Annotated in this window: 13 protein-coding genes and 1 tRNA gene; 12 read left to right on the forward strand and 2 right to left on the reverse strand. The window is 61.1% G+C overall.

Features of this window, described 5'->3' with window-relative positions; translation table 11 throughout:
* Nucleotides 1-22 precede the first annotated feature (22 nt).
* From uvrB to AC1DZ5_RS12315, 10 genes are all read left to right on the forward strand, one after another.
* Nucleotides 23-2,149, forward strand: coding sequence for an excinuclease ABC subunit UvrB (uvrB, locus tag AC1DZ5_RS12270; protein WP_477889390.1), 2,127 nt, complete (start codon nucleotides 23-25; stop codon nucleotides 2,147-2,149).
* 101 nt (nucleotides 2,150-2,250) lie between these two features.
* On the forward strand, nucleotides 2,251-2,787 hold the full coding sequence (iscR, locus tag AC1DZ5_RS12275; RefSeq protein WP_310345751.1) for a Fe-S cluster assembly transcriptional regulator IscR: 537 nt from the start codon (nucleotides 2,251-2,253) through the stop codon (nucleotides 2,785-2,787).
* Between the two features lie 36 nt (nucleotides 2,788-2,823).
* Entirely contained in the window at nucleotides 2,824-4,044 is a 1,221-nt protein-coding gene (locus AC1DZ5_RS12280; RefSeq protein ID WP_477889392.1) for an IscS subfamily cysteine desulfurase, read from the forward strand.
* A gap of 30 nt (nucleotides 4,045-4,074) precedes the next feature.
* Nucleotides 4,075-4,461 carry a Fe-S cluster assembly scaffold IscU gene (iscU, locus tag AC1DZ5_RS12285; protein ID WP_105259532.1) on the forward strand — a complete coding sequence of 129 codons (387 nt, stop codon included), beginning with the start codon at nucleotides 4,075-4,077 and terminating at the stop codon, nucleotides 4,459-4,461.
* A gap of 8 nt (nucleotides 4,462-4,469) precedes the next feature.
* A complete protein-coding gene (gene iscA / locus AC1DZ5_RS12290; protein WP_105259531.1) occupies nucleotides 4,470-4,793 on the forward strand; it encodes an iron-sulfur cluster assembly protein IscA in 324 nt (107 codons plus the stop codon).
* Nucleotides 4,790-5,305 carry a Fe-S protein assembly co-chaperone HscB gene (hscB, locus tag AC1DZ5_RS12295; RefSeq protein WP_477889395.1) on the forward strand — a complete coding sequence of 172 codons (516 nt, stop codon included), beginning with the start codon at nucleotides 4,790-4,792 and terminating at the stop codon, nucleotides 5,303-5,305. Before iscA ends, hscB begins: the two co-directional genes overlap by 4 nt.
* A gap of 8 nt (nucleotides 5,306-5,313) precedes the next feature.
* A complete protein-coding gene (gene hscA / locus AC1DZ5_RS12300; RefSeq protein WP_477889397.1) occupies nucleotides 5,314-7,170 on the forward strand; it encodes a Fe-S protein assembly chaperone HscA in 1,857 nt (618 codons plus the stop codon).
* Nucleotides 7,171-7,188: 18 nt separating this feature from the next.
* A complete protein-coding gene (fdx, locus tag AC1DZ5_RS12305) occupies nucleotides 7,189-7,527 on the forward strand; it encodes an ISC system 2Fe-2S type ferredoxin (RefSeq protein ID WP_310345739.1) in 339 nt (112 codons plus the stop codon).
* Between the two features lie 9 nt (nucleotides 7,528-7,536).
* Nucleotides 7,537-8,250 carry a DNA polymerase III subunit epsilon gene (gene dnaQ / locus AC1DZ5_RS12310; RefSeq protein WP_477889399.1) on the forward strand — a complete coding sequence of 238 codons (714 nt, stop codon included), beginning with the start codon at nucleotides 7,537-7,539 and terminating at the stop codon, nucleotides 8,248-8,250.
* Nucleotides 8,251-8,290: 40 nt separating this feature from the next.
* Nucleotides 8,291-8,365, forward strand: a tRNA-Val gene (locus tag AC1DZ5_RS12315).
* 64 nt (nucleotides 8,366-8,429) lie between these two features.
* Here the strand turns inward: AC1DZ5_RS12315 and AC1DZ5_RS12320 are convergent.
* Nucleotides 8,430-9,113 carry a PilZ domain-containing protein gene (locus AC1DZ5_RS12320; RefSeq protein WP_477889401.1) on the reverse strand — a complete coding sequence of 228 codons (684 nt, stop codon included), beginning with the start codon at nucleotides 9,111-9,113 and terminating at the stop codon, nucleotides 8,430-8,432.
* A 148-nt stretch (nucleotides 9,114-9,261) separates the two neighbouring features.
* Here AC1DZ5_RS12320 and AC1DZ5_RS12325 point away from each other — a divergent pair, with 148 nt between their 5' ends.
* Both AC1DZ5_RS12325 and AC1DZ5_RS12330 read left to right on the forward strand, forming a co-directional pair.
* On the forward strand, nucleotides 9,262-10,368 hold the full coding sequence (locus AC1DZ5_RS12325; protein ID WP_477889403.1) for an NAD(P)/FAD-dependent oxidoreductase: 1,107 nt from the start codon (nucleotides 9,262-9,264) through the stop codon (nucleotides 10,366-10,368).
* A 29-nt stretch (nucleotides 10,369-10,397) separates the two neighbouring features.
* Nucleotides 10,398-11,261, forward strand: coding sequence for a DUF4394 domain-containing protein (locus tag AC1DZ5_RS12330; RefSeq protein WP_477889405.1), 864 nt, complete (start codon nucleotides 10,398-10,400; stop codon nucleotides 11,259-11,261).
* Between the two features lie 43 nt (nucleotides 11,262-11,304).
* Here the strand turns inward: AC1DZ5_RS12330 and AC1DZ5_RS12335 are convergent, their stop codons facing one another.
* Nucleotides 11,305-12,393, reverse strand: a complete 1,089-nt coding sequence (locus tag AC1DZ5_RS12335) for a quinone-dependent dihydroorotate dehydrogenase (RefSeq protein WP_477889407.1) — start codon at nucleotides 12,391-12,393, stop codon at nucleotides 11,305-11,307.
* Nucleotides 12,394-12,450: the final 57 nt, after the last annotated feature.

Genomic DNA, 12,450 nt, shown 5'->3' on the forward strand with positions numbered 1-12,450 from the left:
TGCCCCTTTTGAGCACGCCGCCATGTCCTCCAGCCAGCCCACCCCCGCAGTGACCGACGACGCCGAACAGGTGCGCACCGGCACCTTTGTGCGCTACCCGGATTCCCCCTACGAGCTGTACCAACCCTACCCACCGGCAGGTGACCAGCCCGAGGCGATTGACCAGCTTGTTGAAGGCGTGACGGACGGCGAGGTGTTCCAGACTTTGCTGGGTGTGACCGGCTCGGGCAAGACTTTCACCATGGCCAATGTGATCGCCCGCCTGGGGCGCCCGGCCATCGTGTTTGCGCCCAACAAGACGCTGGCGGCGCAGCTGTACAGCGAGTTCCGCGAGTTCTTCCCCAAGAACGCCGTCGAGTACTTCGTCAGCTACTACGACTACTACCAGCCCGAAGCCTATGTGCCGCAGCGCGACCTGTTTATCGAGAAGGACAGTGCGATCAACGAGCACATCGAACAGATGCGCCTGAGCTGCACCAAGAGCCTGCTGGAGCGGCGCGATGTGGTGATCGTGGCCACCGTCTCGGCCATTTACGGTATCGGCAAACCCGAGAGCTACCACCAGATGGTGATGACGCTGCGCACGGGTGACAAGCTGGGCCAGCGCGACATGATTGCCCAACTGGTGCGCATGCAGTACCAGCGCAACGACATGGATTTCAGCCGCGGCGCCTTCCGCGTGCGCGGCGACACCATCGACATCTTCCCAGCCGAACATTCCGAGATGGCGATCCGCGTGGAGCTGTTTGACGACGAGATCGAGAGCTTGCAGCTGTTCGACCCGCTGACCGGTCGCATCCGCCAGAAGATCCCGCGCTTCACCGTTTACCCCAGCAGCCACTACGTGACACCACGCGAACAGGTGCTGATGGCGGTGGAGACCATCAAGACCGAGTTGTCGGATCGCCTCAAAGAGTTCGTCAGCATGGGCAAGCTGGTGGAAGCCCAGCGGCTGGAGCAGCGCACGCGCTTTGATCTGGAGATGCTCAGTGAAGTGGGGCACTGCAAGGGCATTGAGAACTACTCGCGCCACCTGAGCGGCACGGAGCCGGGTGAGCCCCCGTCCACGCTGACCGACTACCTGCCCAAAGACGCGGTGATGTTTCTGGACGAAAGCCATGTGCTGATCGGCCAATTTGGCGGCATGTACAACGGCGACCGGGCGCGCAAGACTACGCTCGTCGAGTACGGATTCCGCCTGCCCAGCGCCTTGGACAACCGGCCGCTGAAGTTTGAAGAGTTCGAGACCAAGATGCGCCAGGCCATTTTTGTGTCGGCCACGCCCGCGCAATGGGAGAAAGACCATGCGGGCAAGGTGGTGGAGCAGCTGGTGCGGCCCACGGGCCTGGTAGACCCCGAGGTGGAAGTGCGCCCGGCCACCAGCCAGGTGGACGATGTGCTGCAGGAAATTCGCATCCGCGTGGAGAAGAACGAGCGCGTACTCATCACCACGTTGACCAAGCGCATGGCCGAGCAGCTGACCGATTACCTGACCGACAACGGCGTGAAAGTGCGCTACCTGCACAGCGACGTGGACACCGTGGAGCGCGTGGAAATCCTGCGCGACTTGCGTCTGGGCACCTTCGACGTGCTGGTCGGTATCAACCTGCTGCGCGAGGGGCTGGATATTCCTGAGGTGTCACTGGTGGCGATTCTGGACGCGGACAAGGAGGGTTTTTTGCGCTCTGAGCGTTCGCTGATCCAGACGATTGGTCGCGCCGCACGCAACCTGGAAGGCCGGGCCATCCTGTATGCGGACAAGATCACGGACTCGATGGAGCGGGCGATCGGCGAGACCGAGCGCCGCCGCAAGAAGCAGATTGCCCACAATCTGGAGCGGGGTATTACCCCCCGCGCCATCGTGAAGAAGGTGCGCGACCTGATTGACGGCGTTTACAGCGAGAAGGCCGGCAAGGAGGCTGATCGCCTGGAGCGCGACGCCCAGCAGCGCGCCCAGGTGGAAGACATGAGCGAGAAGGACATTTCCCGCGAAATCAAACGCTTGGAGAAGCTCATGATGGAGCACGCCCGCAATCTGGAGTTCGAAAAGGCAGCCAGGGTGCGCGACCAGTTGGGCATCCTGAAGCAGCAAGCCTTTGGCGCGCCAGGGGCGGACAACGTGGTTGTCCTGCCATCTCCTTCTAAGTAACTCGGGTATGCGACTGGCCGGTCTAGGTACCCGAGCGGATTGGTAGGTTTCTTGGTATACTTGAGTTGCTTAGTCAACCAACACGACTCAAGGAGCTTGCCATGCGTCTCACTACCAAAGGCCGTTTTGCGGTCACCGCCATGATTGATCTGGGGCTGCGTCAGAGCTCCGGCCCGGTCACCTTGGCGGCCATCAGCCAGCGCCAGCAAATTTCCCTGTCCTACCTGGAACAGTTGTTTGGCAAGCTGCGCCGCCACGAACTGGTGGAATCCACCCGCGGCCCCGGTGGCGGCTATACCCTGGCCCGCAAGGCCAGCGAAATCACCGTGGCCGACATCATCGTGTCGGTCGATGAACCCATTGACGCCACCCAATGCGCCGGCAAGGAAAACTGCCTGGGCGAAGGCAACCGCTGCATGACGCATGACCTGTGGGCCTCGTTGAACACCCGTATGGTGGAGTTCCTGGACTCCGTAAGCCTGCAAAAACTCGTGGACGATCAACTGGCCAAGGGCCTGCAGATCGAAGACAAGCCCAGCGTGAAGCGTGCGATTTCCGCCATGCCCGTGGTCAAGCCGATTCGCGTGAATGCGCCCAACTCGGTATTTGCCCTGGGTAATGCGTTCTCCAAATCCTGATTTCCGTTTTACTTTTTAGCCAGCATCGAGCCAGCCATGGACACCACTCCCCACTTCCCCATCTACATGGACTACAGCGCCACCAACCCCTGCGACGAGCGGGTGGTGGATGCCATGGTTCCTTGGTTGCGCAACCACTTTGGCAACCCCGCTTCGCGCAGCCATGCCTGGGGCTGGGAAGCCGAAGCGGCCGTGGAAAATGCCCGGGGCCAAGTGGCGGCCCTGATCAATGCCGACCCACGCGAAATTGTTTGGACCTCGGGCGCGACCGAATCCAACAACTTGGCCCTGAAGGGCGCAGCCCAGTTCTACAAGAGCAAGGGCAAGCACATCATCACGGTCAAGACCGAGCACAAGGCCGTGCTGGATACCTGCCGTGAGTTGGAACGTCAAGGCTTTGAAGTGACGTATCTGGACGTGCAAGAAGACGGTTTGGTAAACCTCGACGCCTTCAAGGCCGCGATTCGCCCCGACACGATTCTGGCCAGCGTGATGTTCGTGAACAACGAAATCGGTGTGATCCAGGACATCGCCGCCATTGGCACCATCTGCCGTGAAAAGGGTGTGATTTTCCACGTAGACGCTGCGCAGGCTACCGGCCGTGTGGACATTGACATGGCGACATTGCCGGTCGATTTGATGAGCCTGACCTCGCACAAGACCTATGGCCCCAAGGGTATTGGCGCACTGTTTGTGCGCCGCAAACCCCGTATTCGCCTGGAAGCGCAAATGCACGGTGGTGGCCACGAGCGTGGCATGCGCAGCGGCACGCTGCCTACGCACCAGATCGTCGGCATGGGCGAGGCCTACCGCATTGCCAAAGAGGAAATGCACGCCGAGAACATTCGCATTCAGGCCTTGCATGACCGTATGTTGAGTGGCCTGAAAGACATCGAGCAGGTGTTCATCAACGGCCACGAGTCCAAGCGCGTGCCCCACAACCTGAACATGAGCTTCAACTATGTGGAAGGCGAGTCGCTGATCATGGGTATCAAGGGCTTGGCCGTGTCTTCAGGCTCCGCGTGCACGTCCGCGTCGCTGGAACCCAGCTATGTGCTGCGTGCTTTGGGCCGCAGCGATGAACTGGCGCACAGCAGCCTGCGCATGACGATTGGCCGTTGGACCACCGAGGCCGACATCGACTACGCCGTGGACACCATCAAGAAAAACGTGGCCAAGCTACGTGACTTGAGCCCGCTGTGGGACATGTACCAGGAAGGCATCGATATCAGCACCATCCAGTGGGCTGCGCACTAAAAGTTATTGAAGAGTTAAGAGGTAATCCAAATGGCATATTCAGACAAAGTCGTTGATCACTACGAAAACCCCCGCAACGTGGGCAGCTTTGAAAAAGGCGATGACAGCGTTGGTACCGGCATGGTGGGCGCGCCCGCTTGCGGCGACGTGATGAAACTGCAGATCAAGGTCAACCCATTGACGGGTGTGATTGAAGATGCGCGCTTCAAGACCTATGGCTGCGGCTCGGCCATTGCCTCCAGCTCGCTGGTGACCGAATGGGTCAAGGGCAAGACGCTGGACGAAGCGGCTGCACTCAAGAACAGCCAGATCGCAGAAGAACTGGCCTTGCCGCCGGTAAAAATCCACTGCTCCATCCTGGCCGAAGATGCCATCAAGGCCGCTGTGGATGACTACAAGAAAAAACACCTCAACTGATCAAAAACATGACAGTTTCTCTGACCGAGGCCGCAGCACGGCACGTGACCCGTTACCTGACCAAACGTGGCAAGGGCGTGGGCGTGCGTCTGGGCGTCAAAACCACGGGTTGCTCCGGGCTGGCCTACCAGCTGGAATATGTGGACGAGTTATCGCCCGAGGACATTGTGTTTGAAGGCTTTGGTGTGAAGGTGCTGGTGGACCCTAAAAGTCTGGCCTATATCGACGGTACGCAACTGGACTTTGTGCGTGAAGGGTTGAACGAAGGCTTTCGCTTCAACAACCCTAATGAGCGCGACAAGTGCGGTTGCGGTGAATCCTTCCGCGTGTGAACCTGCAGGCCGATGATTTCGAACTGTTTGGTCTGACCCGGCAGTTCGCGCAAGACCGCGTAGCCGTCGACGCCCGCTGGAAGGCGTTGCAGCGCGAAGCCCACCCCGACAAATTTGCCGCCCAGGGAGCCGCTGCGCAGCGCGTGGCCATGCAGTGGTCGGTGCGCATCAACGAGGCCTACCAGCGCCTCAAAGACCCGCTGAAACGTGCGGCGTACTTGTGTGAGTTGGGTGGTGCACCTGTGAACGCCCATAGCAACACGGCCATGCCGGCCGCATTTCTGATGCAGCAGATGGAGTGGCGCGAGGCGCTGGACGATGCGAATGCGGTGCCCGCGCTGGAGGTTTTGCAGGCCGAGGTGGACGCATCCCGCACCCAATTGCTGCAACAATGTGCATCCCTGCTGGACGAAAAACACGATGCCGTCGCGGCAGTCGGGCCTGTGCGGGCCCTGATGTTCATCGAGAAATTCACGCAAGACCTGAACCAGCGCTTTGACCAGTTTGAATAATTACCGCCATGGCGCTTCTACAAATTTCTGAACCCGGGCAATCGCCCAACCCGCACGAGCGCCGTATTGCCGTGGGCATTGACCTGGGCACTACACATTCCTTGGTGGCGGCGGTGCGCAATGGCACGGCGGAATGCCTGCCGGATGCCGAGGGCCGCGTGATTTTGCCCAGCGTGGTGCGCTATCTGGACGCGGATCGTCGCCAAATCGGCTTCGCCGCGTTGGAGCAGCAAACCAGCGACCCGGGCAATACCATTGCCTCAGTCAAACGTCTGATGGGCCGGGGCATGAAGGACATTGCCCACGCCAGCAAGCTGCCGTATGCGCTGGTGGAAACACCGGGCATGGTCAAGGTCCGCACCATTGCGGGTGACAAGAGCCCTGTGGAAGTGAGTGGCGAGATTTTGGCCACGCTTCGCTTTCGGGCCGAAGACACCTTCAACGACGACATCTACGGTGCCGTGGTGACCGTGCCCGCTTACTTTGACGACGCGCAACGCCAGGCCACCAAGGATGCTGCGCAACTGGCCGGCCTGAATGTGCTGCGGCTGATCAACGAGCCCACGGCCGCGGCCATTGCCTATGGTTTGGACAACGCATCCGAGGGCGTGTACGCCGTGTATGACCTGGGTGGTGGCACTTTTGATATTTCCATCCTGCGGCTGTCGGCCGGTGTGTTTGAGGTACTCGCCACGGGCGGTGACTCGGCCCTCGGCGGCGACGACTACGACCGGGCCCTAGCTGAGTGGTTGCTGGCCCAGGCCGGCCTGGAGGCGCATACGCCCGAAGACCAAGCGGTGCTGATGGCGGAGGCGCGCCGCTGCAAAGAGGCGCTATCGGACGAAGACATCGTGACTGCTGAGGCAGACCTGTCCACTGGCGGGCTGGACGTGTCGCTGAACCGCGAGCAGTTTGAAGAAGCGACCGCTGCGCTGACCGCGCGGACCCTGCAGGCGGTGCGCAAGACGCTGCGGGATGCCAGCCTCGGCAAGGACGATATCCAGGGCATCGTGATGGTGGGCGGCTCCACCCGCATGCCGCAGGTGCGTCGCGCCGTAGCCGAATTTTTTGGTCAGGCGCCGTTGACGAACCTCAACCCTGACGAAGTGGTGGCGCTGGGCGCCTCCATCCAGGCGAACCAACTGGCGGGCAACAACCCAACGGGGGATTTGCTGTTGCTGGACGTGATTCCCTTGTCCTTGGGCGTGGAAACCATGGGCGGCCTGGTGGAGCGCATCGTGCCGCGCAACCAAACCATTCCCACCGCCATGGCGCAGGATTTCACGACCTATAAGGATGGCCAAACGGCATTGGCTTTGCACGTAGTGCAGGGCGAGCGCGACCTGGTGGCCGACTGCCGCAGCCTGGCCCGTTTTGAGCTGCGCGGCATCCCGCCCATGGCGGCCGGTGCGGCGCGTATCCGCGTGACCTTTACCGTGGATGCGGATGGCTTGCTCAACGTGTCGGCCAAAGAGCAGGTGAGTGGGGTGGAGGCGCGCATTGACGTGAAACCGTCGTATGGCCTGTCTGACGACCAGATTGCGCAGATGCTCAAAGACAGTTTCACCACGGCGGAGGCCGACATGCGCGCACGCGCGCTGGTGGAGGCCCGGGTGGATGCAGACCGGCTGCTGCTGGCTACCCACAGTGCGCTGGCTGCTGACGGCGACTTGCTCAGTGTGCAAGAGCGCGCCGAGGTAGACACTGCGATGCAAGCGCTGGACGCTGCCCGCACCAGCGAAGACGCGGCCTTCGTCGAAGCCCAATCCAAAGCCTTGGCCCAAGCCACCGAAGCCTTTGCGGCCATGCGCATGAACCGCGGTATCGCGCAGGCGCTGGCGGGCAAGAACATTGAATCCATCTGATTTTTCCCGGTAAGCACCATGCCCATCATCAAAATCCTGCCGCACCCGGAATACTGCCCTGCAGGCGCCGAGTTGACGGCCCCGGCCGGCACTTCTATTTGTGAAGCCTTGCTGGAAAACGGCATCAATATCGAACACGCCTGCGACATGAGCTGTGCTTGCACCACCTGCCACGTGGTGGTGCGCGAGGGCTTTGCATCGTTGAACGAGCAAGAAGAAACGGAAGAGGATTTGTTGGACCGGGCGTGGGGTCTGGAGCCCAATTCGCGCCTGAGCTGCCAGGCTTTCCTGGCGCAAAAAGACCTGGTGGTGGAAATTCCCAAGTACTCCATCAACCACGCCAAAGAAAACCACTGAAGCATCGCCATGCGCCAAATTGTTCTGGACACTGAAACCACGGGCTTTTACGCCAACCATCCGGACAACCCGGATCGCATGGTGGAAATCGGTTGCGTGGAGCTGGTCAACCGCAAACTCACGGGCAACAACCTGCATTTCTATGTAAACCCGGGGCGTGACAGCGACGAGGGGGCTTTGCGTGTGCACGGGTTGACAACGCAATTCTTGAGCGACAAACCCCGCTTTGAAGAGATCGCGCAGCAGTTGGTGGACTATGTCGCCGACGCAGACGAAGTCATCATCCACAACGCGCCTTTCGATTTGGCGTTTCTTGACATGGAGCTGGCCCGTACCGGCCGCCTGCGCTTCAAGGAATACATTGGGGGCGTGCGGGACACCCTGGTGATGGCCAAGGAGATGTTCCCTGGCAAGCGCAACAGCTTGGACGCGTTGTGCGATCGCCTGGAAGTCGACAACTCCGGGCGCACGCTGCACGGCGCTTTGCTGGATGCCGAGCTGTTGGCCGACGTCTACATCAACATGACGCGCGGCCAGGACGCGCTGCTGATGGACACCGCTACGCAAGAGACCAAGGGCATTGTGGTGGAGCGCATTGATCTGCGCGCGATCGAACTACCGGTGCTCAGCGCCAACGCACAGGAAGTGGCTGCCCATGACGATGTGTTGACCCAGCTGGACAAATCCAGCGGCGGGAAAACGCTGTGGCGGCAAACCGCTTAAATTTTGTTATATAATTTGAGGCTTACCTGATAAGAATTCAGGGCGATTAGCTCAGGGGTAGAGCACTGCATTCACACTGCAGGGGTCGCAAGTTCGAAACTTGCATCGCCCACCACATCAAAAAGCCTAGCTCAATGAGCTAGGCTTTTTTGTTTTCCGCCTACTAAGCCGTGCGTGGCTTAGGCAGTAGGTACCTGAGCCTGGGTCAGGTAGTGCAACACCAGCTTGTCGTTCTGCGTCAGGTTTTTGAATGCCAGGCCAATAAAGAACTGGTCTTGCCCTGCGGTGCGGTTGTGGTGGCAGATGCTGCCGGTCAACTGCAGGCGCACCGGGTTGTCTTCAAACTGCACATCCATGCCCAGTTGCACCAGATCACCAATGCCGCCCAGCGCGGCAGGGCTGCTGACCATGGCACCTGCGGGGCTGATGTCCACCAGCATCAGGTCCAAGGCCGCTGCATCTTCGGCCACATTCGCAGGCCGCGCCTGGGTGGGCCAGGAAACTTTGGTGCGCATGGATTGGCGTACCTTCTTGGCATCCACTTGCGCGGGATAGGCCAACAGGGCATAGGCAAAAGGTTTCTCGAAGGTCTGCAGCACTTTGCTTAGAAACGAGAATTCGTACTGCCCTGTGAAGCCGCGCACCACGCAGACTTCACCTTCTTCCAGCCCGGTCTGGGTGGCGTCGGATCCTGGCGGGCCCACCATCACGCCCTTGCCCTCGATGGCGCCAAAAAACTGGGCCTCCTTCTTGCTGGCGCCCTCCACCAGGCGGCGGGTTTGCAGCGCCATGCCAGAGCGCAAGCCCATGGACTTGAGCGGAATGCGCAGGATAGTGTCGCCAGCAGGTTCAGGTGTGTCCATGGTGGGTAGTGCGGTTGGATGGAAGTGGCGATGCGTCTGTCTCAGTTCTTGCGCACGGCTTCCATAAGATACTACACGGCCCGCAGCGCGCGGGCGTGGACGAAAGAGCTACAACTGCGAACGAAAACGATGCAGCCTGAAGGAATACATGACAGAACACGTTGACTGTGTGGTGATTGGTGCTGGTGTGGTGGGACTGGCCGTGGCGCGTGCGCTGGCGCTGGCCGGGCGTGATGTGCTGGTGCTGGAGGCCTGTGACGCGTTTGGCACGCAAACCAGTGCCCGCAACAGCGAGGTGATCCACGCCGGGATTTACTACCCCACGGGTTCGCTCAAGGCGCAGCTGTGTGTGCGTGGCAAGCAGCTGCTGTATGACTACTGCGCCGAACGCGGCCTGCCGCACCAGCGCTGCGGCAAATTCATTGTGGCCACCGACGCAGCCCAGGTAGCGCAACTCCAGGGTATTCAGGCCAAGGCCGCTGCCAATGGGGTGACCGATCTGGTGCTGCTGGATGCGGCACAAGCACGCTCGGCCGAGCCACAGCTGCAGTGTTTGGTGGCCTTGCATTCGCCGTCTACCGGCATTGTGGATAGCCACGCCTTCATGTTGTCGTTGTTGGGGGATTTGGAGCGTGCGGGCGGTGTCTTGGCCCTGAATTCACCTCTGGCCCGCGCAGATATTGCGCAAGGCGCTATGGATTTGGTAGCGGAGGATGGCACCTGCCTGCGGGCCAACACGGTGGTGAATGCCGCTGGCTTTGCCGCTCCCGCTCTGGCATCCCGCTTTGCGGGGCTGGACGCACGCCACGTACCGCAGGCCCACTTTGCCAAAGGCAACTACTTCACGCTGGCTGGGCGCAGCCCGTTCTCGCGCCTGATTTACCCGGTGCCCGAGGCGGCAGGCTTGGGTGTGCACCTGACCATTGACCTGGGTGGGCAGGCGCGCTTTGGCCCCGACGTGCAATGGGTGGACAACCCGCAGAACCTGGAGGTGGACCCGGCGCGCGGCGATGTTTTTTATGCCGAGGTGCGCAAGTACTGGCCCGCCTTGCCCGATGGCGCATTGCTGCCCGCCTATGCGGGCATACGCCCCAAAATCCACGGCCCAGGCAGCCCCGCGTCGGACTTTGTGATCCAGGGCCCTGCGGTACATGGGGTGCCGGGGTTGGTGAATTTATTCGGGATCGAGTCGCCGGGCTTGACCAGTGCACTGGCGATCGCCGAATATGTGCAGGGCCTATTGCAGGCTGCCTAGAGGTTTTAAAAACAGAGGAGATCACCGTGATGACCTTCAATCGATTGCATGGGGTAGTGGCGGTGGTCGCCATGGCCTTGGGGGGGCTGACAAGCTGTGCGGCTGAACCCCCAGCCCAAGACAGCCAGCACAAGGAAACACTGCAAGTGCTGACGCAGAAGATGGAATTGCTCACCGTGAGCGCGGCCCAGCCAGACAAGGTACTGCGGCGCACGGCGGTGGTAGGCCTGCCCGAAGGCGAAACACTGGTGGGTATGGACTACCGCGTCTCCAAGGGCGTGCTGTTCACGCTGAGCAGTGCAGGGCGCCTGTACACGCTGGACGTGCCTACTGGCGTGCTCACCGTGGTGGGCAGCGGGGTTGGTGTGGCGCTGCAAGGGCAGGCCTTTGGTGTGGACTTCAACCCCGTGGCGGACCGGGTGCGGGTGGTGAGCAACACGGGCCAGAACCTGCGTCTGCATCCGGATACGGGCGCTGTGGCAGCCACCGATCCGGCGTTGGCCTATGCGCCGGGCGACGTGCAGGCGGGGCAGCCGCCAGAGTTGGTTGCCGCTGGCTACACCTACAACAAGCAGGATGACAAGCTCACCACCAACTACGCGATCGACCGTCGCACGGGCATGCTGGTGACACAGGGTACGGTGGAGGGCGTGCAGCCCGCCGTGTCACCCAACACGGGGCAACTGCACACGGTGGGGCCATTGGGGACCGGTCCGTTGTTGGATGCGTCTTTCGATATTGCCGACGTTACGGGTATGGCCTTCGCCGCGGTGCGCAGCACCAGCCAGCCCGCGACCACGCTCTACACCATTGACCTGAGCACTGGCAAAGCCACGCTGGTGGGCACGGTGGCCGATGGCGCAGCGATTTTGGGGCTGGCGGTCGAACCCTGATCTGCTATGAATTCAGGAGCTGCTGGCGCACTGTTGACGGGGGCTAGCGGCTATTTTTATTCATGGCCTTGATGGCCAGCGCTGCATCCCGCACCAGTTGCGGGCCGCTGTAGATCAACCCGGTGTAGATCTGCACCACGTCAGCACCCGCTTGAATCTTGCTGACTGCATCGGCGGCCGTCATGATGCCGCCCACGCCGATGATGGGGAAGTCACGGCCCAGTGCGGCGCGTAACTGGGCAATCACGGCGTTGCTTTTTTCCAGCACTGGTGCTCCAGACAAACCGCCAGCTTCTTCCGCGTGTGGCATGCCTTTCACTGCCTCGCGTGACAGCGTGGTGTTGGTGCCGATCACGCCCCAGGCGTTGTTGACCTTGCCTTCGCTGTCAGTGCCATAGCGCTTCAGCGTGGCGGCAATCACGGCGACCTGGTCGGGCTCCAGATCGGGGGCGATTTTCAGGAAGATGGGTTTGCGCTTGCCGTGCTTCTGCGCCAACTGCTCGCGGAGCTCAGCAATCGCACCCAGCAGCGCGTCCAGCGCCTCGTCGCTCTGCAGGCTGCGCAGGTTTTTGGTGTTGGGGCTGGAGATGTTGACGGTGATGTAGTCGGCGTGCGGGTAGACGCCGTCCAGGCAGATCAGGTAGTCGTCAGTGGCCTTTTCAATCGGCGTAGCGGCGTTTTTGCCGATGTTCAGCCCCAGCAGCAGGGACGGATTTTTACTCTGGCGCAAGGCGGAGCGCTGCACGTTGGCAATGAAGGCGCCCAGCCCACCGTTGTTGAAACCCAGACGGTTGATGAGCGCGTTGGCCGCAGGCAAGCGGAACATACGCGGCTTGGGGTTGCCGGGCTGGGCCAGTGGGGTGACGGTGCCGACTTCCACAAAGCCAAAGCCCATGGCGCCCAGGCCGTCGATGCAGCGGGCGTTTTTGTCCAGGCCGGCAGCCATGCCCACGCGGTTGGGAAACTTCAGGCCGGCCAGGGCGATGGGGTCGTCCACGCGGCTGTTGCAGTAGGCCAGCTTGAGCGGGTTGCCCTGGGTGGCGGCCAGGCCCGCCATGGTGATGTCGTGGGCGACTTCGGGGTCCAGATTGAACAAAACGCTGCGGGCGAGGGCGTAGGGCACCAGAGACATCGGATAATTCCTGCTTTCAGATTTCAACTTCCACCATTGTCCCTTAGGACAACCTCA

Source organism: Rhodoferax sp. P1_F3 (assembly GCF_056405715.1).

Excerpts from the sequence above, each read along its gene's own strand:
- uvrB (WP_477889390.1), top strand. The coding sequence starts at position 23 with ATGTCCTCCAGCCAGCCCACCCCCGCAGTGACCGACGACGCCGAACAG.
- AC1DZ5_RS12330 (WP_477889405.1), top strand. The coding sequence starts at position 10,398 with ATGACCTTCAATCGATTGCATGGGGTAGTGGCGGTGGTCGCCATGGCC.
- iscR (WP_310345751.1), top strand. The coding sequence starts at position 2,251 with ATGCGTCTCACTACCAAAGGCCGTTTTGCGGTCACCGCCATGATTGAT.
- AC1DZ5_RS12320 (WP_477889401.1), bottom strand. The coding sequence starts at position 9,113 with ATGGACACACCTGAACCTGCTGGCGACACTATCCTGCGCATTCCGCTC.
- hscA (WP_477889397.1), top strand. The coding sequence starts at position 5,314 with ATGGCGCTTCTACAAATTTCTGAACCCGGGCAATCGCCCAACCCGCAC.
- dnaQ (WP_477889399.1), top strand. The coding sequence starts at position 7,537 with ATGCGCCAAATTGTTCTGGACACTGAAACCACGGGCTTTTACGCCAAC.
- fdx (WP_310345739.1), top strand. The coding sequence starts at position 7,189 with ATGCCCATCATCAAAATCCTGCCGCACCCGGAATACTGCCCTGCAGGC.
- AC1DZ5_RS12280 (WP_477889392.1), top strand. The coding sequence starts at position 2,824 with ATGGACACCACTCCCCACTTCCCCATCTACATGGACTACAGCGCCACC.
- AC1DZ5_RS12325 (WP_477889403.1), top strand. The coding sequence starts at position 9,262 with ATGACAGAACACGTTGACTGTGTGGTGATTGGTGCTGGTGTGGTGGGA.
- iscU (WP_105259532.1), top strand. The coding sequence starts at position 4,075 with ATGGCATATTCAGACAAAGTCGTTGATCACTACGAAAACCCCCGCAAC.
- iscA (WP_105259531.1), top strand. The coding sequence starts at position 4,470 with ATGACAGTTTCTCTGACCGAGGCCGCAGCACGGCACGTGACCCGTTAC.
- AC1DZ5_RS12335 (WP_477889407.1), bottom strand. The coding sequence starts at position 12,393 with ATGTCTCTGGTGCCCTACGCCCTCGCCCGCAGCGTTTTGTTCAATCTG.